This is a genomic window from Streptomyces sp. NPDC001380, from assembly GCF_042895785.1.
In the GTDB taxonomy this organism is placed as follows: domain Bacteria; phylum Actinomycetota; class Actinomycetes; order Streptomycetales; family Streptomycetaceae; genus Peterkaempfera.
Genome location: NZ_JBIAWP010000009.1, coordinates 82,145 through 105,296 on the forward strand (window position 1 = coordinate 82,145; position 23,152 = coordinate 105,296).

14 protein-coding genes and 1 tRNA gene are annotated in these 23,152 nt (G+C 77.2%); 13 read left to right on the forward strand and 2 right to left on the reverse strand.

What is annotated here, in order from left to right:
* Positions 1-701 precede the first annotated feature (701 nt).
* Positions 702-3,170: a sodium-translocating pyrophosphatase gene (locus tag ACFY07_RS13460; RefSeq protein WP_390868790.1), complete on the forward strand. Its 2,469-nt coding sequence runs from the start codon at positions 702-704 to the stop codon at positions 3,168-3,170.
* A gap of 157 nt (positions 3,171-3,327) precedes the next feature.
* On the opposite strand, the gene ACFY07_RS13465 is transcribed toward ACFY07_RS13460, so the two are convergent.
* Positions 3,328-4,179, reverse strand: a complete 852-nt coding sequence (locus tag ACFY07_RS13465) for an ABC transporter permease subunit (protein ID WP_390868791.1) — start codon at positions 4,177-4,179, stop codon at positions 3,328-3,330.
* The gene (locus ACFY07_RS13470) at positions 4,172-5,086 is read right to left on the reverse strand and encodes an ABC transporter ATP-binding protein (RefSeq protein ID WP_390868792.1); all 915 of its coding nucleotides are present in this window, start codon (positions 5,084-5,086) and stop codon (positions 4,172-4,174) included. Before ACFY07_RS13470 ends, ACFY07_RS13465 begins: the two co-directional genes overlap by 8 nt.
* A 101-nt stretch (positions 5,087-5,187) precedes the next feature.
* On the opposite strand from ACFY07_RS13470, the gene ACFY07_RS13475 reads away from it, so the two are divergent.
* From ACFY07_RS13475 to ACFY07_RS13530, 12 genes are all read left to right on the forward strand, one after another.
* Entirely contained in the window at positions 5,188-5,646 is a 459-nt protein-coding gene (locus tag ACFY07_RS13475) for a GbsR/MarR family transcriptional regulator (RefSeq protein WP_230649347.1), read from the forward strand.
* A 150-nt stretch (positions 5,647-5,796) separates the two neighbouring features.
* Entirely contained in the window at positions 5,797-6,417 is a 621-nt protein-coding gene (locus ACFY07_RS13480; RefSeq protein ID WP_390868793.1) for a hypothetical protein, read from the forward strand.
* Positions 6,418-6,601: 184 nt separating this feature from the next.
* The gene (locus ACFY07_RS13485) at positions 6,602-8,209 is read left to right on the forward strand and encodes a methyltransferase (protein WP_390868794.1); all 1,608 of its coding nucleotides are present in this window, start codon (positions 6,602-6,604) and stop codon (positions 8,207-8,209) included.
* 410 nt (positions 8,210-8,619) lie between these two features.
* Entirely contained in the window at positions 8,620-9,048 is a 429-nt protein-coding gene (locus ACFY07_RS13490) for a DUF3592 domain-containing protein (RefSeq protein WP_390868795.1), read from the forward strand.
* Positions 9,049-9,432: 384 nt separating this feature from the next.
* Positions 9,433-12,393: a type I DNA topoisomerase gene (topA, locus tag ACFY07_RS13495; RefSeq protein ID WP_390868796.1), complete on the forward strand. Its 2,961-nt coding sequence runs from the start codon at positions 9,433-9,435 to the stop codon at positions 12,391-12,393.
* 134 nt (positions 12,394-12,527) lie between these two features.
* Complete coding sequence (gene tmk, locus ACFY07_RS13500) at positions 12,528-16,061, forward strand: dTMP kinase (RefSeq protein WP_390868797.1); 3,534 nt, start codon at positions 12,528-12,530, stop codon at positions 16,059-16,061.
* Between the two features lie 172 nt (positions 16,062-16,233).
* A complete protein-coding gene (locus ACFY07_RS13505) occupies positions 16,234-17,448 on the forward strand; it encodes a DNA polymerase III subunit delta' (protein ID WP_390868798.1) in 1,215 nt (404 codons plus the stop codon).
* 262 nt (positions 17,449-17,710) lie between these two features.
* Positions 17,711-18,853, forward strand: a complete 1,143-nt coding sequence (locus ACFY07_RS13510) for a hypothetical protein (protein WP_390868799.1) — start codon at positions 17,711-17,713, stop codon at positions 18,851-18,853.
* 183 nt (positions 18,854-19,036) lie between these two features.
* Complete coding sequence (locus ACFY07_RS13515; RefSeq protein ID WP_390868800.1) at positions 19,037-20,662, forward strand: alpha/beta hydrolase; 1,626 nt, start codon at positions 19,037-19,039, stop codon at positions 20,660-20,662.
* A 270-nt stretch (positions 20,663-20,932) separates the two neighbouring features.
* Positions 20,933-21,739, forward strand: a complete 807-nt coding sequence (locus ACFY07_RS13520; protein ID WP_390868801.1) for a LysE family transporter — start codon at positions 20,933-20,935, stop codon at positions 21,737-21,739.
* A 119-nt stretch (positions 21,740-21,858) separates the two neighbouring features.
* Positions 21,859-21,932: transfer RNA gene (locus tag ACFY07_RS13525), tRNA-Thr, on the forward strand.
* 407 nt (positions 21,933-22,339) lie between these two features.
* The gene (locus tag ACFY07_RS13530; protein WP_390868802.1) at positions 22,340-23,071 is read left to right on the forward strand and encodes an HAD family hydrolase; all 732 of its coding nucleotides are present in this window, start codon (positions 22,340-22,342) and stop codon (positions 23,069-23,071) included.
* The last annotated feature ends 81 nt before the right edge of the window (positions 23,072-23,152 follow it).

Here is a 23,152-nt window from a genome sequence, read left to right on the forward strand (position 1 = left end):
ATGCTACCCGCGCCCCCGCGGCGGCCCCGGGGCGCCCCCGGCCGCCGCGGGCGGCGGGGTCAGGCGGCGCTGCGGGCGGGGGGGCCCGCCCCCCCCCCCCCCCCCGCCGCCCCCCCCCCCCCCCCCCACGCCCGGGGGCTGCGGGGCCCGGGGGCAGCGAGTGCCGGACCGGCCGCCTCTCGTCCCCGCCCTGCCCCTCCCGCCCCTCTCCTCGCTTCCTGCCCCTCTCGCTTCTCTCGCCCTGTCCGCCCTGTCCGCCCTGTCCGCCCCGTCTGCCCCGTCCGCGCGTCCCCTGCCCGCACCCCGCCCGCTTCCCCCGTCCCGTCCGGGTCCGCCCCGGACCAGGCCCGCCGCGCGCCGGTCCCGTCCGCCGCCCCGCCGGCCCGTTGGTCCCCCGGTGTGAAGGCCGTCCGCCCCGATGGCCCGGATCAGCACGCCATTGGAGGATGTCCCCAGTGGTGGCGACTGCCGCCGACGACGCCGTCGCCGGTGCCGCTGGTCTGTTGTGATCAAGGGTTGGTCCTTACAATCCTCGGCATTCGGCCGGTACCGCACAGGTCCGGCCGGATGTGTTGCAACGCCCGCACTGCCGAGCAGTTTTGTGCGCACCGCTCAGGTCGCGGCTGTTCCAGCGGTTCCGCCCCGACCTCCCGGCCCGACGCGGCCGGCGGCGCCGACGTGCCAGACGTCAAGGAGGACTGATGGCGGGGCTCAATGACACGGCAAGCACGTACGCAACGACCCGGACCTTCCACCCACCACTCGCCGACGCCTCCTCGGGCGTCACGGCCGCTCTCACCGGACGCAACCTGACCCTCGTGGTCGTGGTCGCCGCCGTCGCACTCGCCGCCCTCGGCGTCGCCGCGGTCCTGGTCCGCCAGGTGCTCGCCAACGACCAGGGCACCGACGCCATGAAGCGGATCGCCGCCGCGGTCCAGGAGGGCGCCAACGCCTACCTCGCCCGCCAGTTGCGCACCATCGCCGTCTTCGCCGTCGTGGTGTTCCTGCTGCTGCTCCTGCTTCCCGCGGACACCGGGAGCCAGCGCATCGGGCGCTCGCTGTTCTTCCTGGTGGGAGCCGCGTTCTCGGCCGCCACCGGATACCTGGGCATGTGGCTGGCGGTCCGCAGCAACGTGCGGGTCGCCGCGGCCGCCCGCGCCGCCACGCCCGCCGCCCCTCCCGCCGGGCCCGCCGCACCCGCGGCCGCGGGCGGCCCCAACGCCGCCCCCGACGTGCGGCTCGTCTCCCACCGGGCGATGCGGATCGCCTTCCGCACCGGCGGGGTGGTCGGCATGTGCACGGTGGGCCTCGGCCTGCTGGGCGCGTCCGCCGTGGTCCTGATCTACCGGGCCGACGCGCCCAAGGTGCTCGAGGGCTTCGGCTTCGGCGCCGCACTCCTCGCGATGTTCATGCGCGTCGGCGGCGGCATCTTCACCAAGGCGGCTGACGTCGGCGCCGACCTGGTCGGCAAGGTCGAGCAGGGCATCCCCGAGGACGACCCGCGCAACGCCGCCACCATCGCCGACAACGTGGGCGACAACGTCGGCGACTGCGCCGGCATGGCGGCGGACCTCTTCGAGTCCTACGCGGTCATGCTGGTCGCCGCCCTGATCCTGGGCCGGGCGGCCTTCGGCGACGACGGCCTGGCCTTCCCCCTGGTGGTCCCGGCGATCGGCGTGGTCACCGCGGTGATCGGCATCTTCGCGGTGTCGCCCCGCACCAGGGACCGCAGCGGCATGACCGCGATCAACCGCGGCTTCTTCATCTCGGCGGCGATCTCGCTGCTGCTGGTGGCCGCCGCCGTCCTCGCCTTCCTGCCGTCCAGCTTCGCCGACCTCCACCACGTGCCGGCGGCGATCAGCAGCCACGACGGCGACCCGAGGCTGTTCACCCTGGGCTCGGTGGCCGTCGGCATCGTCCTGGCGGCGGTCATCCAGCAGCTGACCGGCTACTTCACCGAGACGACGCGCCGTCCGGTGCGCGACATCGGCCGGACCTCCCTGACCGGCCCGGCCACCGTCATCCTCTCCGGCATCTCGATCGGCCTGGAGTCGGCGGTCTACTCGGCGGTGGTGATCGGCGCCGCCGTCTACGGCGCCTACCTGCTGGGCGGCGGCTCCATCGTGCTGGCGCTCTTCGCGGTGGCGCTGGCCGGCACCGGCCTGCTCACCACGGTGGGTGTGATCGTCGCGATGGACACCTTCGGCCCGGTCTCGGACAACGCCCAGGGCATCGCCGAGATGTCCGGCGACGTGCACGGCGCCGGGGCGCAGGTCCTCACCGAGCTCGACGCGGTGGGCAACACGACGAAGGCGATCACCAAGGGCATCGCGATCGCCACGGCGGTGCTGGCGGCGACCGCGCTCTTCGGCTCGTTCACGGACGCCATCGCCACGGCGGTGGACGACGTGGGGCCGGCCGCCCACGGCAACAGCCTCTCGCTCTCCGTCGCGCAGCCCAACAACCTGGTGGGCCTGCTGCTGGGTGCGGCCGTGGTGTTCCTCTTCTCGGGCCTGGCCATCAACGCCGTGTCCCGGTCCGCGGGCGCGGTGGTCTTCGAGGTGCGGCGCCAGTTCCGCGACCACCCGGGGATCATGGACGGCACCGAGACGCCCGAGTACGGCCGGGTGGTGGACATCTGCACCAAGGACGCGCTGCGCGAGCTGGCCACGCCGGGCCTGCTGGCGGTCCTCGCCCCGATCGCGGTGGGCTTCGGCCTCGGCGTCGGGCCGCTCGGCGCCTATCTGGCGGGCGCGATCGGCGCGGGTGCGCTGATGGCGGTTTTCCTGGCGAACTCGGGCGGCGCCTGGGACAACGCCAAGAAGCTCGTCGAGGACGGCCACCACGGAGGCAAGGGCAGCGAGGCCCACGCGGCGACGATCATCGGCGACACCGTGGGCGACCCCTTCAAGGACACGGCGGGCCCGGCCATCAACCCGCTGCTCAAGGTGATGAACCTGGTCTCGCTGCTCATCGCCCCGGCGATCGTCCGGTTCAGCTTCGGCGCCCACGCCAGCACGGGCCTGCGGATCGGCGTGGCGGCGTTCGCGCTGGCCGTGGTGGTGGCGGCGGTGTACGTCTCGAAGCGCCGCGGCATCGCCATGGGCGACGGCGACGGCGGCGACGGCGGCCACGTCACCCGGTCCGCCGACCCGGCGGCGGTGCACTGACCCCCGAACGGGCCTGACCCCCGAACGGGCCCGGCACCCGGATCGGCTTGGCACCCGAACGGGCCCGGCCCCCGGACCGGCCCGGCCCCCGGCCCCGGCGCACGGAGCGGGCCCGTCCGCACCCCCGGTGCGGCGGGGCCCGCTCCGTGCGGGGCCCTCAGACCCCGATGTCGCGGCGCCGGAAGGCCCAGGCGCCCAGCAGCACCAGCACGGCGCTGGCGGCCGCCAGCACCCCGGCGTGCGCCCACTGGAAGCCGTTCCGCAGCGGGTCGCCGCCGATGTAGTAGTGGAACGCGGAGAAGCGGCGCGTCCAGCCCAGCCCCACCAGCGGCCCCAGGGCGTTCGCCGCGTACGACAGCACGCCGACGGCCGCGGTCGCCCCGAAGACCGTGCCGCGCCGCCCGACGAAGCAGCCGATGCAGAGCGCGAGGGCGCCGAAGAACGCGCCGAACAGCGCCAGGTTCAGGCACTGCGCGGCGAAGGCGGTGACCGGGATGCCGCCGAGGTCGGCGGGCCCGCGGACCGCCAGCATCATCAGCAGGACCCCGCCGGCGACGGCCGCGGACCCGGTGGCCAGCGCCGCGTACCGCTGGAGGACCAGCCGCACCCGGCCCACCGGGTGCGCCAGCAGCAGGTCGAGGTAGCCGGACTCCTCGTCGCCGGCGACGGCGCGGGCGCCGGCGGCCGCCCCGTGGAAGAGCGCCAGCAGCGGGACGACGAGCCCGAACGGCGTGGAGCCGAGGTAGCCGGCCGCGCTGGACAGGTCCTCCATGTGGAAGGCCTGCCGCAGGCCCTCGGGGAAGCTCCGGGTGAGGTCCCCCATGGAGCCGCCGATCTGCGGGTAGAAGCTCGCGTACATCGCCCCGGCGAGCGCGGTGCCCGCGGTCCATCCGGCGAGGGCGCGCCGGTTGTCGCGCAGGGCCTGGCTCCACACGGTGCGGGGCAGCCGGCCGTGCGGCAGGGCCTCGGGCGCCTCCGGCGTCCTGGCCGCCTCCGTGGCCTCAGGCATCCGTGACGCGGTCATCGCCGCCTCCGTTCCGGTAGTACGCGAAGAACAGCTCCTCGAGGTCGGGCTCCTCGCACAGCAGCCCGGTGACGGTGTGCCGCGCGGCGGCCTTGACCAGGGCGTCCGGGCTGCCGGCGATCCGGCAGTGCAGCCGCGACCCCTCGGCCACGACGTCGGTCACGCCGGGCAGCCCCTCGAACTCCCCGGCCGGAGCCGGTCCGTCGAAGTGCAGCTCCACCGTCCGCACGGCGCGCTCCCGCAGGGAGGAGACGGTGTCCACGGTGACCAGCCGCCCCTCGCGGATGATCGCCACCCGGTCGGCGACGGCCTGCACCTCGCTCATGACGTGCGAGGACATGAAGACGGTGCGGCCCTCCGCGCGGGCCTCCCGGACGAGGTCCAGGAAGACCTGTTGGACCAGCGGGTCGAGCCCCGAGGTCGGCTCGTCCAGCACCAGCAGTTCCGGCTCGTGCATGAAGGCCTGCACCAGCCCCAGCTTCTGCCGGTTGCCCTTGGACAGCGAGCGGATCCGCGGGGCGAGCTCCAGCCCGAGCCGTTCCGCCAGTGCCGTGACCCGCCGCTCGGGCACCCCGCCGCGCAGCGCCGCCAGGAAGGCCAGGCACTCCCGCACGGTCTGCCGTCCGTCGACGGTGAAGTCGCCGGCCAGGTAGCCGGTGCGGCGGTGCAGCTCCACCGCGTCGCGGCGGGGGTCGAGTCCGAGGACGACGGCCCTCCCGCCGCTGGGCCTGATCAGGTCCAGCAGGAGCCGGATCGTGGTGGACTTGCCCGCGCCGTTCGGCCCCAGGAAGCCGAACACCTCGCCGCGCCCGACGTCGAGGGTCAGGTCGACCAGGCCGCGTCTGCGGCCGTAGGTCTTGGCCAGCCTCTCCAGCTGGATCGCTTTGTCCATGGATCCGATCCTAGTGAAGTTTCAGTAATTATTGAAGATTCGGAAGCGTTAGGATTCCGGTACGCGATCCGGTACGCAGCCCGGCCGAGGGAGGGCCCACCATGACCGACATGTCCGCGACCGCCGAGCGGCTCGCCCTGGTCCTCACCCAGGCGGGCATGCAGCGGATGGCGGCCCGCGTCATGTGCGCCCTGCTCTTCTGCGAGGAGGAGACCACCACGGCGCCCGAGCTCTGCGAGCAGCTGGGGGCCAGCGCCGGGGCGGTCTCCGGCGCCCTGAAGACCCTGGTCTCCCTCCGGCTCGCGGAGCGGATGCCCGCCCCGGCCGGCGACCGCCGCGACCACTACCGGCTGCGGCCCGACGGCTGGGCGGTCATGACGTCCAGCCGGGACCACCTCCTCGACACCATGCTGCGGACCGCCGACGAGGGCATCGAGGAGGTGGGCGAGGACAGCCCCGCGGGGCTGCGGCTGCGGGAGATGCGCGACTTCTACGCCTACATGCTCCGCGAGATGCCCGCCCTGATCGACCGGTGGCACGAGCAGCGCCGGGTGCGCTGAGCCGGGTGCGCCGAAGGGCGCGCCGAGGGGGGTGCCGAACCTCGCGCGGGCCCGGGACCGGCCTCCCGGCCCCCCGCCGCGACCGCTCCGCCGTGTAGGTTCCCAGGCGGTGCACCCGCACCCGCCGCCGAACCGAAGGGGAACACTCCGGTGAAGATCAAGCTGCTGGCCCTGCCCGCTGCGGGCGCCCTCCTCGCCTTCGGCGCGGCGGCGTGCACCGGCGGCAGCGACGACACCGCGCAGCTGGACGCCTGGGCCAAGAAGCTCTGCGGCACCGCCGGGGCCCCCTACGCCCGGTCCCAGGACGCACAGGCCGACCTCGGCCGGGTCCGGCAGGGCGAGAGCCCGGACGACCTGCGCAAGCGGCTCTCCGCCGACATGGCGGCCCAGGCGCAGGCGGCCCGGCAGATCGCCGCCGCCCTGGACGGGGCCGGGGCACCGAAGGCCGACGGCGGCGCGCAGCTCCAGCAGCAGGTCCTGCGGGGCCTGCGCGACGCCGCCGCCGGCTTCGGGCAGGTGCAGCAGAAGGTGGACTCGCTGCCCACCGACGACCAGGCCAGGTTCGCCGACGGCCTGAGGAGCGTCAAGGACCAGATACAGCAGCCGGCCCAGCTCTACGGCTCGGCCGTCCGCAGGCTGCAGGCCGGGAGGACGGGCGAGTCCATCGCCAGGCAGCCCGGCTGCCTGGCGCCCGCCGGGGGCTCCGCCCCCGCCCAGGCGCCGTCCGGCTCCCCCGCCGCGTCCCCGTCGTCCGCCGCCCCCCAGGGCTGAGCCCCCCGGGCGCTGGTCGGACCCCGGGGCGCCGGACGGACCCCGCAGTGCGGACAGGCGCGGCGCGGACGGGCGCGGAGCGGGACGCCGGTGCCGGTGCCGGGAGGGCAGGGTTCCGGCGCCGGGGGCAGGGGCCGGGCGCCGCGGAGTGGGTCCTCGGCGCGCGGCCGGGGAGAATGGGCGCGTGACGACCAGCGACGCCCCCGCCGACCCCCGCCTCCCCGCCCCCGACCCGGCCCGCGCCGCCCGGCTCCGGGAGGCGTTCACGGCCGCCGACTTCACCGCCGACGGCTGCCTGGAGCTCCTCGGCGCCACCGCGTACGCCGCCCTCGCCCGCAGCGAGACCGCGCCCGCCCTGCGCGCCACCCGGGGCGGAAGCCCCCTGGAGACCCTCGTCCGGCTCTTCCTGCTGCAGCAGCCCGTGCCCTGGGCGCAGGCCGCGGCGGCCCTGCCGGCCGACGACTGCCTGGCCGGCGGCTGGCTGCTGCGCGACGGCGGCGCGGTGCGGGCCGCCGTGGACGTGCGCCCGTACGCCAACGAGGTCGCCGGGGCCGACAGCGCCGACGCCTGGGTGGTCTCCGACCTCGGCTGCGCCGTCGGCGGCGCCGGCGGCATCGGCGCCGCCGGCGCCGCGACGGGCGTGGACCGCCGCGACCTCGTCCTGGGGGTCGGCGGCGCCTCCACCACGCTCGCCGGCATCACGGTGCGCCGGCCCGTGCGCGAGACGCTCGACCTGGGCACCGGCTCCGGCGTCCAGGCCCTGCACGCGGCCCGCCACTCCGGCCGGGTCACCGCCACCGACGTCAACCCGCGGGCCCTGCACTTCACCCGGCTGACGGCGGCGCTCTCCGGGTTCGACAACGTGGAGACCGCCGGGGGCAGCCTCTTCGAGCCGGTCGCGGACCGCCGGTTCGACCTGGTGGTCTCCAACCCGCCGTTCGTGATCTCGCCCGGCGGCCGGTTCACCTACCGCGACGGCGGCCTGCCCGGCGACGAGCTGTGCCGGCGCCTGGTGCGCGGCGCCGCGGACCACCTGGCGCCCGGCGGCTACTGCCAGCTCCTCGCCAACTGGCAGCACGTACGGGGCGAGGACTGGCACGAGCGGCTCGCCGGCTGGGTCGCCGGCACCGGCCTGGACGCCTGGGTGGTGCAGCGCGAGGTGCAGGACACCGCCCAGTACGCGGAGCTGTGGCTGCGCGACGCGGGCGACCATCGGGTCGGCGCGGAGCCCGGCGAGACGGCGGAGGAGGCCCGCGTCCGCTACAACGCCCGCTACGACGCGTGGCTGGACGCCTTCGAGGCGTCCAAGGTCGAGGGGGTCGGCTTCGGCTGGATCACGCTGCGGGCCTCCGGCTCCGACCGGCCCGCCGTCCACGTCGAGGAGTGGCCGCACCCGGTGGAGCAGCCGCTGGGGCCGCACGTCGAGCGGTGGTTCGACCGCCAGGACTTCCTGCGGACGCGGGACGACGCGGCGCTGCTGGCCGCCCGCTACCGGCTCGCCCCCGAGGTGGTGCAGGAGCAGGTCGGCGCCCCGGGCGCGGAGGACCCCGAGCACGTGATCCTGCGCCAGAACCGCGGCATGCGGCGCGCCACCAAGGTCGACACGGTCGGAGCGGGCTTCGCGGGCGTCTGCGACGGCACCCTCGCCGCGGGCGACATCGTGGACGCCATCGCCCGTCTGCTCGGCGAGGACCGGGTGGTGCTCCGCGACCGGGTGCCGCAGTCGCTGCGGCTGCTGGTCGAGCAGGGCTTCGTCGAGCCGGTCGGGTCCGGGGAGGCCGCCGGCGCCTGATCCGGCGGTACGGGCGCGGGCGCGCCGCCCCGGGCCGGTGCCGGCCCGGGCGGCACCGGCGGTCCCCGGCCTCCGACGGCCGCCCCCGCAGCCGCCCCCGCCGTTGCTCCCGCCCGGTGCCGGCCGCGCGGCGGAGGCCGCCCGTCCCGCTCCGGGGGACCCGCGGTACGGAGGTCCGGGTGTGGCCCCGGCGGGGGCGGTGGGCCGGTTCATCCGTGCGTCGCCCGGGATTCGCCCGCGGGACGCCCCGGATCGGTGCGGCGTTGGCCCGGCCGCCGGATGCTGGACCCCGCGCCCGCGCCGGCGGAGAACGGCCGCCACGGGCCGCGGAGGCCGCCGGCCCCGGCCGGGGCGCTTCGGCGGATCCGGCGGCTCCCGGGTGCGGCGGACCGCGGACGGGGAGGCGACGGGTGGAGACGCCGACGGCGGTGGCGGTGGGGACGGTCTTCGTGCTCTTCGGCGGCGCGCTGCTGTGGTGGTGCGCCGCCGAGGCACTCCTGCGCCGCCGTCTGCGCCGCCACGGGGTGCCCGCCGTCGCCCGCGTCCTGGCCGACCGCGGCCCGGCGGAGGCCGACGACCCGGCGCCCGCCCTGGCGTACGCGACCGCCGACCGCGACGCCCCCGTGGTCTCCCGCCCCCGCGGGCGCACCCCGCTGCGGCGTCCCGCCCGGCTCTCCCCGGGCACGCTGGTCCCGGTCGTCCACGATCCGCTGCACCCCGGCCGGACGGCGGTGGCGGACGGGCTGCGCACCGCGCCGACGGACGTCTTCTGGACGGTCCTCGGCGCGGCCTCCCTCGCGGCCGGCCTCGCCCTCGTCCTCTCCGCCGCCGGCCGCTGAGCGGTCCCGGACCGCCTGCCCGCACCCGGTCCGCATTCGGTCCGCGCCCGGTCCGCGCCCGCTTCCCGCCCGCTCCGGCGGGCCGTTCCCCGGGCGAAGACCGTGCCAAGACGGCCCCTTCCCCTCCGCCGTGAGGGCGGTCCGCGCGGCACGAACCCCCGCCATCGGGTTACCGTTCGAGTGGCGTCGGTGGACCCCGCCGGTGAAAAAGCGGGATCCGTCCGTTTGACAAGGGTGGCCGGGGTACGGTCACACTCCGCAGTTGGGGGCGCGTCGTGCAGCGCGGCGGGCCCCGGCGGAGGCCGGGTCGAACGGCGCGGCCGACACAGGAGCCGCGCACCACCGGCCGGCCCACCACCCACGACCGGGAGAGAAGAGCAGAAGGTGTCCCCGACCAGCGAGACCGCCCGCGACGGACGTCGACTCGTCATCGTCGAGTCGCCGGCCAAGGCGAAGACGATCAAGGGCTACCTCGGCCCCGGATATGTCGTCGAGGCGAGTGTCGGGCACATCCGGGACCTCCCCAGCGGCGCGGCCGAGGTGCCCGCCAAGTACACGGGCGAGGTGCGCCGCCTCGGCGTCGACGTGGAGCACGACTTCGAGCCGATCTACGTCGTCAACTCCGACAAGAAGAGCCAGGTCGCCAAGCTCAAGTCGCTGCTCGCCGAGGCCGACGAGCTCCTGCTCGCCACCGATGAGGACCGCGAGGGCGAGGCCATCGCCTGGCACCTGCAGGAGGTCCTCAAGCCCAAGGTGCCCGTCCGCCGGATGGTCTTCCACGAGATCACCAAGGACGCCATCCAGGAGGCCGTCCGCAACCCGCGCGACCTCAACCAGCGCCTGGTGGACGCCCAGGAGACCCGCCGCATCCTCGACCGCCTCTACGGCTACGAGGTCTCCCCGGTGCTGTGGAAGAAGGTCGCCCGCGGCCTCTCCGCCGGCCGGGTGCAGTCCGTGGCGACCCGCCTGGTGGTCGAGCGCGAGCGCGAGCGCATGGCCTTCCGCTCCGCCTCCTACTGGGACCTCACCGGCACCTTCGCGACCGGCCGCGCCGGCGACGCCTCCGACCCGGAGTCCTTCGCCGCCCGCCTCACCGCCGTCGACGGCCGCCGCGTCGCCACCGGCCGCGACTTCGGCGCCGACGGCCGGCTGAGGGCCGCCTCCGCGCAGGTGCTGCACCTGGACGAGCAGGCCGCCCGCGCCCTGGCCGCCGGCCTCGCCGACGCCGCCTTCGCGGTGCGCAGCGTGGAGTCCAAGCCCTACCGGCGCTCCCCCTACGCGCCCTTCCGCACCACCACGCTCCAGCAGGAGGCCAGCCGCAAGCTGGGCTTCGGCGCCAAGCGCACCATGCAGGTCGCCCAGAAGCTGTACGAGAACGGCTTCATCACCTACATGCGCACCGACTCCACCACGCTCTCCGAGACGGCGGTGACGGCGGCCCGCGCCCAGGTGACGCAGCTGTACGGGCAGGCGTACTTGCCCGACGCCCCCCGCACGTACGCCAGCAAGGTGAAGAATGCCCAGGAGGCGCACGAGGCGATCCGCCCCTCCGGCGACCGCTTCCGCACCCCGGCGGAGACCCGGCTCTCCGGCGACGAGTTCCGCCTCTACGAGCTGATCTGGATGCGCACCGTCGCCTCCCAGATGAAGGACGCGGTCGGCCAGTCCGTCACCGTCCGGGTCGGCGGGCGCAGCGCGGACGGGCGGGACGCCGAGTTCGCCGCCTCCGGCAAGATCATCACCTTCCACGGCTTCCTCAAGGCCTACGTCGAGGGCGCCGACGACCCCAACGCCGAGCTCGACGACCGCGAGCGCCGGCTGCCCCAGGTCGCCGAGGGCGACCCGCTCGCCGCCGAGCGGATCACCCCCGAGGGCCACGCCACCAAGCCCCCGGCCCGCTACACCGAGGCGTCGCTGGTCAAGGAGCTGGAGGAGCGCGAGATCGGCCGCCCCTCCACCTACGCCTCGATCATCGGCACCATCCTCGACCGCGGCTACGTCTTCAAGAAGGGGACGGCCCTCGTCCCCTCCTTCCTCTCCTTCGCCGTCGTCGGCCTGCTGGAGAAGCACTTCGGCCGCCTGGTCGACTACGACTTCACCGCCCGCATGGAGGACGACCTCGACCGCATCGCCCGCGGCGAGGCCAAGTCCGTGCCGTGGCTGCGGCGGTTCTACTTCGGCGACGGCGACGTGGACGCCTCCTCGGCCGCCCACGCGGGCAACGGCGACGGAGACCACCTCGGCGGCCTCAAGGAACTGGTCACCGACCTCGGGGCCATCGACGCCCGCGAGGTCAGCTCCTTCCCGGTCGGCGACGGCATCATGCTGCGCGTGGGCCGCTACGGCCCGTACGTGGAGCGCGGCGAGCAGCGCGCCGACGTCCCCGACGACCTGCCGCCGGACGAGCTGACCACGGAGCTCGCCGAGGAGCTGCTGGCCCGCCCCAGCGGCGACTACGAGCTGGGCACCGACCCCGCCACCGGGCGGCCGATCGTGGCCAAGGACGGCCGCTACGGCCCCTACGTCACCGAGATCCTCCCCGAGGACACCCCGAAGACCGGCAAGAACGCGGTCAAGCCGCGCACCGCCTCGCTGCTGAAGTCGATGTCGCTGGACACGGTGACGCTGGAGGACGCGCTGCGGCTGCTCACCCTGCCCCGCACCGTCGGCACCGACCCGGCGGACGGCCAGGAGATCACCGCGCAGAACGGCCGCTTCGGCCCGTACCTCAAGAAGGGCACCGACTCCCGGTCGCTGGAGACCGAGGAGCAGATGTTCACCATCACCCTCGACGAGGCGCTGGCGATCTACGCCCAGCCCAAGCAGCGCGGCCGCCGCGCCGCCGCGCCGCCGCTGAAGGAGCTGGGCGCCGACCCGGTCAGCGGCAAGCCGGTCGTGGTCAAGGACGGCCGCTTCGGCCCGTACGTCACCGACGGGGAGACCAACGCCACCCTGCGCAAGGACGACGAGATCGAGACCCTCACGCCCGAGCGGGGCTTCGAGCTGCTCGCCGAGAAGCGCGCCAAGGGGCCGGTGAAGAAGACCGCGGCGAAGAAGGCCCCGGCGAAGAAGACGGCCGCGAAGAAGACGGCGACGGCGAAGAAGACCGCCGCCAAGAAGACCGCCACGGCCAAGACGGCGACAGCCAAGACGGCGGCGGCGAAGACCGCGGCGGCCAAGACCGCGGCGGCGAAGACCGCGGCGGCGAAGACCGCGGCGGCGAAGACCGCGGCGGCGAAGACCGCGACGGCGAAGACCGCGACGGCGAAGAAGGCCGCCGTCGGGAGGACCGCTGCCCCGGCCGAGCCCGACACCGCCGGGCTTCCGGTCTCCGGGCAGGTCTGACGCCCCGGTGGGCGGACCGGCACCGGCCGGTCCGCCCACCCGCCGGGGTCCCGCCGGTCACAGCGGTGTCATGAACGCGCGTACGGATGGTCACCCCCCGGTTTGAACCGGAGCCGGACGGTTAGGCTGGCCGCATGACGCGTGACGAGCAGCCACAGCCCAGTGCCGAGGCCGCGGCGGCGAAGCAGCCGCCCACGTCATCGCAGGTACCGCCCGGAACGGCCGGGCCGGGGGAGCCGGCGTCCGGCACCCCGCAGCCGCAGCCGCAGCCGGAGGGCCGGAAGCCGCAGACCGCCGGGCCGCGGCCGGCGAAGCCGGAGCTCCGCAAGCCCGCGGCCCCGGAGCCGCAGGCCGCGAAGCCCCGGACCCCGGGGCCCCAGACCCCTGAGTCGCAGACCCCGGAGCCGCAGGCCACGGGGCCGCAGGCCACGGGGCCGAAGCCCCCGGAGCGGGGAGCGCCCGAGGGCGCTTCCGCGCCCGGGGCCGGAGCGTCGTCCGCATCCGCGTCCGCACCCGAGGCCGCCCCCGCCGGCACCCCCGGCGAGCGGGTCCGGGCCCTGCTGCGCCTGCGCCCCTACCGCCGCCTGTGGACCGCCCAGCTCGTCGGAGGCACCGCCGACCGGCTCTCCCTGCTCGTCCTCCTCGCGCTCACCGTGCAGGCGTCCGCCGCCGCGGGGCTCCTCGGCGGCGGCTACCGGGGCCTCGCCCTGACGGTCGCCCTCGTGTTCGCCGTCCGCCTGGCCGCGACCCTGCTCGTGGGGGCGGCGCTCCTGCGCCCGCTGCACGGCCTGCTCGCCGGCCGACCCGACCGCCGGTGGACCCTTCTGGGCTGCGACCTGCTGCGCGCCGTCCTGGTCGGCACCGCCCCCTGGTGGATCGTCTGGACCGGGGACCGCGCCGCCGTCTGGCTCCTCGCCGCGGTCCTCCTCTCCGGCGCCGCCGAGCGGGTGTGGGCCGTCGCCAAGGACGCGACCGCCCCCGGCCTGCTCCCCGCGGCCGACCCGTGGGCCCCGGCCGCCCAGGCCCGCCCCTCCGGTGCCCAGCTCGACACCCTGCGCACCCTCGACCGGACCACCGGCTGGGCCACCGTGCCGCTGGGCGCCGCCGCCCTCGTCGTGTCCACCCTGGCCGCCAACCTGGCCGCCACCGGCTCCGACTGGCTGCGCGCCCACCAGTACACCGTCGCCGCGCTCGGCGCCGCGCTGCTCTTCGCCGCCTCCGCGGTGCTGCTGTACCTGCAGACCCTGCCCTCCGGCCGCACCGCGGCCGCCCCCCGCTCGCCCCTGCAGGGCCTGCGGGCCCCCGCGGACGCCGCCGGGCCCGTGCTCTCCCGCGGCCGCACCGGCTCCGCACCGTTCTTCACCCTCGCGACCGCCGCCGCCTGCGCCGCCACGGCCGGCGCCGCCTCGGTGGCGCTGCTGCACGCCGGGGACCGCGGTGCGGGCCCGGTCGGCTACGGCCTGCTCGTGCTGGCGGCCGCGGGGGCCCCGGCCCTCGGCGTCCGCACCGCCCGGGCGGTGCTGCCCGCCCTGTCCCGGCGCCGGCTGCTGGTCCTCGCCCTCGGCGTCCTCGGGGCCTCGCTGGTCCTCGCCGGGCTCGTCCCCGACTTCGTCCTCGTCCTCCTCCTGACCGCGCTCGCGGGCACCGCCGCCGGCACGGCGGTCGCCACCGGCCGCACCCTGCTCGCCCAGGAGACCGAGGAGGCCCGGCAGCCCAAGGTCACCGAGCACCTGCACGCCGTCCTGCGCGCCGCCGTCGGCGCGGCCCTCGTCGGGGTGCCGCTGCTGGCCGCCGCCATCGACGCCCGCCGCCACGGCGACGGCACCCCCGGCACCTTCACGTTCAGCCAGGGCGGCGCCGGGCTCGCGCTGGCCGCCGTCGGCCTGCTCGTCCTGGCCGTCGCCGCGGCCGTGCTGCTGCGCACCGACGACCGGCGCTCCACCGCCCCCTTCGGCCGCGACCTGTGGCACGCCCTGCAGGGCGGCCCGGCCCGGCCGCCGCACCGGGCCGGCACCGGCTACTTCATCGCCCTGGAGGGCGGCGACGGCGCGGGCAAGTCCACCCAGGCCCAGGCGCTCGCCGAGTGGATCCGCAGCAAGGGCCACGAGGTCGTGCTGACCCGCGAGCCCGGCGGCAGCCCCGTCGGCCAGCGGCTGCGCTCGATGCTCCTGGACGTCGGCAACACCGGCATCTCCCACCGCGCCGAGGCCCTGCTCTACGCGGCCGACCGGGCCGAGCACGTGGAGAACGTCATCGTGCCCGCCCTGCGGCGCGGCGCCGTCGTGATCACCGACCGCTACATGGACTCCTCCATCGCCTACCAGGGCGCCGGACGGGACCTGTCGGCCGACGAGGTCACCCGCATCTCCCGCTGGGCCACCGGCGGCCTGGTCCCCGACCTCACCGTGGTGCTGGACGTCGACCCCGAGGCCGCCCGGGAGCGCTTCACCGAGGCGCTCGACCGGCTGGAGTCCGAGCCGGACGACTTCCACCGGCGGGTCCGCGCCGGGTTCCTCGGGCTGGCCGCCGCCGACCCCTCCCGGTACCTGGTCGTCGACGCCGCCCGCCCTGCCGCCGCCGTCACCACCTCCATCCGCCACCGGCTCGACCGCGAGCTGCCCCTCTCCGAGCAGGAGAGGGCGCAGCGCGCCGAGCAGGAGCGGCTCGCCCGGGAGGAGGCCGAGCGGCGCGCCGCCGAGGAGGCCCGCCTGAAGGCCGAGGCCGAGGAGGCCGAGCGCCGGCGCAAGGAGATGCTCGCCCGGCTGCGCGCCGAGGAGGAGGAGCGGGAGCGGCAGCGCAAGGCCGAGGAGGAGCGCCAGGCCGCCGAGGCCGCCCGCCGTCTTGCCGAGGAGGAGGCCCGCCGCAGGGCCGAGGAGGAGGAGCGCCGCCGCGCCGCCGAGGAGGCCCGCCGCAGGGCCGAGGAGGAGGAGCGCCTCCGCATCGAGGCGGAGGCCGCCCGGCAGGCCGAGCTCCAGCGGCAGCGCGAGGTCCAGCGGGCCGAGCAGCGCCGCCGCGCCGAGGAGGCGCTGCAGCGGGCGGAGGAGGCCCGGCTGCGCGCCGAGGCCGCTGCGGCCGCCGCGGGGGCGGGCGCCCTGCCCGGTACCGACGAGACCACCGCGGAGCTGCCGCAGGTCGGCCTCCGGCAGGAGGCCGCACCGGCCGGGTCCGCCCCGGAGCGGGACGCGGCCCCCGGTGACGTGACCGCCCGGCTGCCCCGCGTCCCGGACGCCGAGCGGACCGCCCCCCTGCCGCGGGTCCGGCCCGGTGGCGCCGCCGACGAGACGGCCGTGCTGCCCCGGATCTCCGGCGCCCCGGACGAGACGGCGGTGCTGCCCCGGATCTCCGACGGCCCTGCGGACCGTTCGCCCCGCCCGGTGCGGCGCCCCGGCGGGCCCTCCGCCGCCGCACAGGAGCCGGTGGAGCCGGTCGAGTGGGTGGAGCCGGTGGAGCGCACCCGGGAGATGCCCGCCCTCGACCTCGGGGAGCCCGGCGGCGGGACCGCCGGGGCGGCGGAGCGCTCCCGCCCGGACTGGGCCGAGGGGACCCCGATGGACGACCTCCCCAGCCTCACCGACCGCCTGCTGGGCAGCCGCGAGGAGTGGGAGCGGTGGGAGTCGGCCAGGGACGACGCCGACGACGCCGACGGCGGCAGGAAGCGCCGCCGCTGACCGCCGACCCGGTCCGCCGGCCCGTGGACCGGGTCCGCCGGCCAGGCAGGGGAGGGGCCCGGAGCCGTCACGGCTCCGGGCCCCTCCCCTGCCTGGCCCGGCCGGCCTGTCGCACCCCCGGGCTAAGCTCGGGGCACGGAACCGGCAGAGGCGGAAGCGTGGAGATGGCGCCGTGAGCGTGTGGGACGACCTGGTCGGCCAGGAGCGGGCGGTCGAGCAGCTGACCACCGCCGCCGTCGCGGCGCGCGCCGTGGTGGCCGCGGGCCGCGGCGCCCCGACCGGTCCCGGCTCCGGTTCGGCGATGACCCACGCCTGGCTCTTCACCGGACCGCCCGGCGCGGGCCAGGCGACCGCCGCCCGCGCCTTCGCCGCCGCCCTGCAGTGCACCAGCCCCGACCTGGACCTCGGCGGCACCCCCGGCTGCGGCTTCTGCGACGGCTGCCACACCGTGCTCGCCGGCAGCCACGCCGACGTGAAGACCGTCCGCAACGACGGCCTCTCCATCCCCGTGCGCGACATGCGCGAACTGGTCCTGCGGGCCTCCAGCTACCCCACCGGCGGCCGCTGGTCCGCGATCCTCCTCGACGACGCCCACCGCCTCACCGAGCAGGCCGCCAACGCCCTGCTCAAGGGCGTCGAGGAGCCCTCGCCCCGCACCGTCTGGCTGCTCTGCGCGCCCTCCGTGCAGGACGTCCTGCCCACCATCCGCTCGCGCTGCCGCCTGCTGGTCCTGCGCACCCCGCCGGCGGCCGCGGTCGCCGACATGCTGGTGCGGCGCGACGGCGTCGACCCGGCGCTGGCCGGCCTGGCCGCCCGCGCCTCCCAGGGCGACCTGGACCGCGCCCGCCGCCTGGCGGTGGACGAGCAGGTCCGCTCCCGCCGGGCCGACGTGCTGCGGATCCCCCTGGAGGTCGCGGACGTCGGCGGCTGCCTCACCGCCGCGCAGCGCCTCGTCGACACCGCCAAGCAGGACGCCGAGCAGCTCGCCGGGACCAGGGACGCCAAGGAGACCGACGACCTCAAGGCCGCCTACGGCGCCTCCGAGGGCCTGGGCGGCCGGGCCCCGCGCGGCATGGCCGGCGCGATCAAGGAGCTGGAGAAGCGGCAGAAGAGCCGCGCGACCCGTACCCGCCGCGAGACCCTCGGCGTGGCGCTGGGCGAACTCCTCGGCTTCTACCGCGACGTGCTCGCCCTCCAGCTCGGCAGCACCGGCGAACTGGCCAACGAGGACCAGCGGCCGGCCCTGCAGCGGGTCGCTGCCGCCGGTCCGCCGGAGTCCACCCTGCGCCGCATGGAGGCCGTCCTCGCCTGCCGCACCGCCCTCGACCGCAACGTGGACCCGCTCCTCGCGGTCGAGGCGATGACGCTCGCCCTCCGCGCGGGCTGACACCCGCCCCGCGGCACCTCCGCGCCCCGGGCACCGGGCATCCGTGCCCCGGGCCCCGGGCCCCGCGCCCCGGGTCCGGCCGACGGTCCCCCCGCACCGCCGTACGGCCCACACCCTCCTCACCCGTACGGGTGGTCCGGGCGGCCCCGCCGGAGCAGTCCGCCGCGACCGCCCGCCGGTCCTGGAGGGTGGGTCTCCCGCGCGCCCGACGCGGCCGACGCGGACCCCGGGGCGCCGACCCCGTCCCGGAGGTGCTGCGCCCATGGTCCGTCCGGTCCTCGTCCTCGTCCTCCTCGCCGCCGGCGCCGCCGCGGTCCGGCTCGGCCGCACCGCGGCCGCGGGCTGGCGCGAGCAGGCGGCGGGGGAGGCGTACGGCCTGCCCGCCGACCGCCGCGGCCCGCTGCGGCACGCCGCCGGCGCTGCGGCGGCCGCGCTCTGCGCGCTCGCCCTCCTGGCCGCGCTCGCCGACGGCGCGGGCGGAGGCGGCGCGGGCGGAGGCGGCGGCGGGGGAGCCACCGCCGCGGCCGGTCCCGCCGCCGCCCCCGAGGCCCCCGGTGACGCCCTGCGGGCGCGCGGCGGCCCGCCCCCCGCCGCACCCCCCGCCGACGCCGCCGCCTCCGCCTTCACCACCGTCGGCAGCCCCGCGGGCGGCGCGCTCCTCGAGGGAACGCTCCCCGCTGCCGACGGCGGCCGGCGCGCCGTGCACGTCTGGCTCCCCCCGCAGTACGCCGAGGACGACCGCGCCCGGTTCCCGGTGGTCGTCCTGCAGCCGGACACCCCGGGGCGCACCGCGGACGCCGGTGCCCCGTACCTCTTCGACGGCTTCGCCGACGCGGTGCGGCAGCACCGCGCGGTGCCGTTCGTGGTCGTCGCCCCGCAGGCGCCGCCCGGTACCGGCCACCCCTGCGACCTGCTCGCGGCCGCCCCCGAGGCCGTGCCGGACGACGCCGTGCTGCGCTCCGCCGTCGCCGCCCGCTTCCGCACCCTGCCCCCCGGGCCGCGCGGCTGGGAGACGCTCGGCGTCGGCGGCGGGGCCCCCTGCGCGGCGGCCGCCGGCCTCGCCCGCCCCGACCTGTACGGCGCGGCGGCCGCCCTCACCGGCCGCTACGCCGCCGCCGTCCTCGCCCGCACCGCCGCCGACGGCCGTCCCGCACCCGAGGCCCCCCGCCTGCTCCTGGCCGCCGCCCGCCGGGACACCGCGGGCCGGGCCGCCGCCCGCGCGCTGCGCGACGCCCTGCACGCGGCGGGCGGCCGGGCGGCCGGGGCGCGGGTGCGCGTCTCCGAGGTGGTCCGGGACTTCGCGCCGGACCGCGAGCGGCTGCGCCTGGTCCGGGTCGCGGTGCAGTACCTGGCCGAGGCCCTGCCCGGCGCGGCCCGCCCGGCCCGGGGTCCGCGCGTGCGCTGAGCGGGCCCGCCCCGCTTGCGCCCCTGCCCCGGGCAGGCGGACCTGCCCCGTCGGCCCCTCCGGACGGTCCCCGCGTCCCCTGCCGCCGCCGACACGCCCCCGGGCGGCGGCGCACCCGTGCCGCTCCGTGCCGGACGGTTACGCTCGGTGCAGGCCGCACCGCCGACATGGAGGGACACCGCGATGAGCAGCGCACGGAGCGTGCACCGGGCAGCGTGGCGAGCACGGCGGGGCGGTGCCGCGCTGCTGGCCGCCTGCGGGCTGCTGCTCGTCGGCTGCTCCTCCGGCGGCGGCCCGCAGGCGCCCGCCGGGGGCCGCCCGGCCCCCCGCTCCACCGCGGGCGACTCCGTCACCCCCGGTTCCGCGGCGCCCACCGCCCTGCGGCCGCTCCCGGCCGCCACCCCCGCCGCCCTGCTCCCGTACTACCGGCAGAAGCTCGCCTGGCACGCCTGCGACGGCTCGTTCGAGTGCGCGACCTTCAGAGTGCCGCTGGACTACGCCCGCCCCGGGGCCGGGGACCTCACCCTCACGGCGGCCCGGAAGAAGGCCACCGGCGCCGGCCACGCCCGTGTCGGCTCGCTGCTGCTCAACCCCGGCGGCCCCGGCGGCTCGGCCGTCTCCTATCTGGAGGGTGTCGCCGGGACCTTCGCCGCGCCGGTCCGCGCCGCCTACGACCTGGTCGGGTTCGACCCGCGCGGCGTCGGCCGCAGCAGCCCCGTGCAGTGCCTCGCCGGCCCCCGCATGGACGCCTACGCCGCCGCCGACACCACCCCCGACACCCCGGCGGAGGTCGACGCCCTCGTCCGGCTGGACCGGGAGTTCGCCGCCGGCTGCGAGCAGCGCTCCGGCCGCAGCCTGCCGCACGTGGGAACCGTCGACGCGGCCCGCGACATGGACGTCCTGCGGGCCCTGCTCGGCGACGCGAAGCTCCACTACCTCGGCAAGTCGTACGGCACCTACCTCGGGGCCGTCTACGCCGGACTCTTCCCGGGCCGGGTCGGCCGCATGGTGCTGGACGGCGCCCTCGACCCCTCCCTCGACGCGCGGCGGGCCGCCCTCGGCCAGGCGTCCGGCTTCGAGACGGCCTGGTCGTCCTTCGCCCGCGACTGCGTCACGCACGCCGACTGCCCGTTCGGCCGCACCACCGCGGCCGCCGGACGCAGCCTCGACGCCCTGCTCCGCTCGATCGACCGCAAGCCGCTGCCGGCCGGGGGCGGCCGCCGCCTCACCGAGGCGCTGGCCACGACCGGCGTCATCCAGGCCATGTACGCGGACTTCCTCTGGCCGCAGCTGCGCACCGCGGCCAAGGACGCGCAGCGCGGTGACGGCAAGGCGCTCATGGCCCTCGCCGACGCGTACTACGAGCGCCGCAGCGACGGCGGGTACGACAACCTGATGTACGCCAACATGGCGGTCAACTGCCTGGACATGTCCGCACCCTTCCCCGGACCGCAGCAGGTCGCCGCCGCCGTCCCCGCCTTCGTCCGCGCCTCGCCGCACTTCGGGCGCGCCATGGCCTGGATGTCGCTGACCTGCGCCTACTGGCCGGTCAAGTCCGTCGGCGGCCCCCGCACCGTCACCGCCGCGGGCGCCCCGCCCATCGTCGTCGTCGGCACCACGCGCGACCCGGCCACGCCCTACGCCTGGGCCCGCTCCCTCGCCGCCCAGCTCTCCTCCGGCCGGCTGGTCACCTTCCGGGGCGACGGCCACACCGCGTACGGGAACCGCAGCGACTGCGTCGACACCGCGGTGAACACCTACCTCCTGGAGGGACAGGCGCCGCCGGAGGACAAGACCTGCGCCTCCTGAACCGGCGCCACCCGCCCTCGCCCCCGGACGCCCCGGCCCGCCCACCGCAGCGGACCGGGGCGTCCCGCCGTGCCGGGCCCGTACCGCCGCCCCCGTCCGCCCGGTGTCCCTGCCCGCCCGCGCCTTCGTCCGCCCGCGCCCCCCCGGGCGGCCCCGCCCCGTCCGCCCGGTGTCCCCGGCCCCGGCTCCTCCCCGGCCCCGGCCCATCCCCGCCCCCGGATGGCACAATTCCCTGGCCGCCCCGAACACCCGACCAGGAAGGGAGCCGCCGTGCTGGGAGTCACCGACCTGGCGACCTACACCCTCGGTGCACTCGTCATCGTGCTGCTCCCGGGCCCCAACTCGCTCTACGTGCTCTCGGTGGCCGCCCGCCGCGGCATCCGCACCGGCTACCGGGCGGCGTTCGGCGTCTTCCTCGGCGACACCACCCTGATCGCGCTCACCGCCGCCGGCGCCGCCTCCCTCCTGGAGGCGAACCCCGCGCTCTTCGACGTCGTCCGGTACGGCGGCGCGGCCTACCTGGTCTGGATCGGCGCCAACATGCTCCGCTCGGCCCGCGCCCTCTGGCGCGAGCACCGCGCCGACGCCGCCCCCGACACCGCCGCCGCGGCGCCCGGGACCCCCGGCCCCGCCCGGCGCACCCTCGCCGCCGCCCTCGCGGCGCTGCGCTCGTACATCCCCCTGGCGGGCCGCGCCGCCCGGGACCGCCCGGCGGCCGCCGACGGCCCCGCGGAGGCGCCCGCGACCGCCGCGGGCGGCATGGAGGAGCGCCGGGAGCGGCCGTTCCGGCGGGCGCTGGTGGTCAGCCTGCTCAACCCCAAGGCGATCCTCTTCCTGCTGAGCTTCTTCACCCAGTTCGTGGACCCCTCCTACGGCAGGCCGGTCCTCTCCTTCGCGCTGCTGGGCGGCATCCTGCAGACCTTCAGCGTCCTCTACCTGTCCGCGCTGATCCTGGCGGGCACCGCCCTCGCGAACGCGTTCCGCCGGCGCCGCCGCCTGTCGGCGGGGCTGACGGGCGGCGTCGCCGTCCTGTTCGGCGGCTTCGCCCTGAAGCTCCTGGCCTCCTCCGGCGTCTGACCCCGGCGGTGCGGGGCGCGGCGGACCCGTCGCGCCCCGCACCGGAAGCACCCGCGGAACTGTGTAGACTGTCCCGCGTTGCCGATGCACGGACCACCCGCGGTGTTCCCGTCGGCACTGCCGCCTTAGCTCAGTTGGCCAGAGCGACGCACTCGTAATGCGTAGGTCAAGGGTTCGATTCCCTTAGGCGGCTCAGCTGCGAAAGGCCCGGGACACCAGTGGTGTCCCGGGCCTTTCTGCCTCACCTCGCGCGTCGGCGGCGCCGGGCGTGCGCCTCCCGGGCGGTGCCGGTCCCGGGCGTGGTCCCGTGTGCGGCCGGAGGGCCGTCCCCGTCCGGCGCGCCGCCTCCCGCGTGAGGGGCGTTGCCGCGTGGGCGCAGCGCCGGGCCGTGCGGAGCCGGCGGCACCCGGGGATCTCCGTGAGGGTCCGGCCGTCCCGGGACCTGCGTGCGGCCCTCGGCCGTGGTCGAAGCGGCCCGGTACCGGCGGCCGCACCGGACGGCGTCCGCCCTGCTGTGACCACCTGGACGGCCGTCCCGAAAGGAGGACCGCGGCACCTGCCGTCTGGCGTCAGGGGCGGGCACCACGGAATGATCACCCCGTGGCAGACGTGGTCTTCTTCGACCTGGACGGCACCCTGGTCGATCATCGCAGCGCGGTCCTGGAGGCGATCGGCCGGATCGTCGGGGCCGCGCCGAACGCGACGGCCCCGCCGGAGGAGCTGGTGGCGTCGTGGTGGGCGCTGGAGGCGCGCCACATGCGGGAGTACCTGTCCGGCCGGTGCTCCTTCGCCGAGCACCACCGGCGCAGGCTCCGCTCCTTCCTGCCGGCGCTCGGCGAGCCGGTCCCCGACAGTCCCGGCCTCCTGGACGCCTGGATCGCCGAGCGCTACCTCCCCGTGTTCGAGGAGTCCTGGCGGTGCTACCCCGACGTCCAGCCGTGCCTGGAAGCCCTGAGGCGGCTTCCCCGGGGACCGCGGCTGGCCGTCCTCACCAACGGGGACCCCGGGCAGCAGCGCGCCAATCTCGCCCGCTTCGGCCTCCTCGAGTCCTTCGAGGGCGTCCTGACCCCGACCGAGCTCGGCGCGGCCAAGCCCGCCGCCTACGCCGCCGCCTGCCGGCGGATGCGGACGGACCCCGCGCAGGCGGTCAACGTGGGCGACATGCTGGAGAGCGACGTGAACGCAGCCGCCCGCGCCGGGCTCACCGGCATCTGGCTGGACCGCGGCGTCGACTTCGCCACCGGCGGACCGTCGCCGACGGCGGACGGGGCGGTCCTCCGCATCGAACGGCTCACCGACCTCCCCGGCCGCCTGCCGCGCACGAACGCCTGACCGGCCCTCACGGCCGTCGTGGGTGAGCGGACCGGGCCGACCCGGCGGACCGCCCGCGGTATCGGCCGAGGCCTCCGCCCT

Bases quoted from the DNA above. Each gene is read 5' to 3' on its own strand.
- ACFY07_RS13515 (WP_390868800.1), top strand. From the start codon at position 19,037: ATGAGCAGCGCACGGAGCGTGCACCGGGCAGCGTGGCGAGCACGGCGG.
- ACFY07_RS13475 (WP_230649347.1), top strand. From the start codon at position 5,188: ATGACCGACATGTCCGCGACCGCCGAGCGGCTCGCCCTGGTCCTCACC.
- ACFY07_RS13460 (WP_390868790.1), top strand. From the start codon at position 702: ATGGCGGGGCTCAATGACACGGCAAGCACGTACGCAACGACCCGGACC.
- ACFY07_RS13470 (WP_390868792.1), bottom strand. From the start codon at position 5,086: ATGGACAAAGCGATCCAGCTGGAGAGGCTGGCCAAGACCTACGGCCGC.
- ACFY07_RS13465 (WP_390868791.1), bottom strand. From the start codon at position 4,179: ATGCCTGAGGCCACGGAGGCGGCCAGGACGCCGGAGGCGCCCGAGGCC.
- ACFY07_RS13510 (WP_390868799.1), top strand. From the start codon at position 17,711: ATGGTCCGTCCGGTCCTCGTCCTCGTCCTCCTCGCCGCCGGCGCCGCC.
- tmk (WP_390868797.1), top strand. From the start codon at position 12,528: ATGACGCGTGACGAGCAGCCACAGCCCAGTGCCGAGGCCGCGGCGGCG.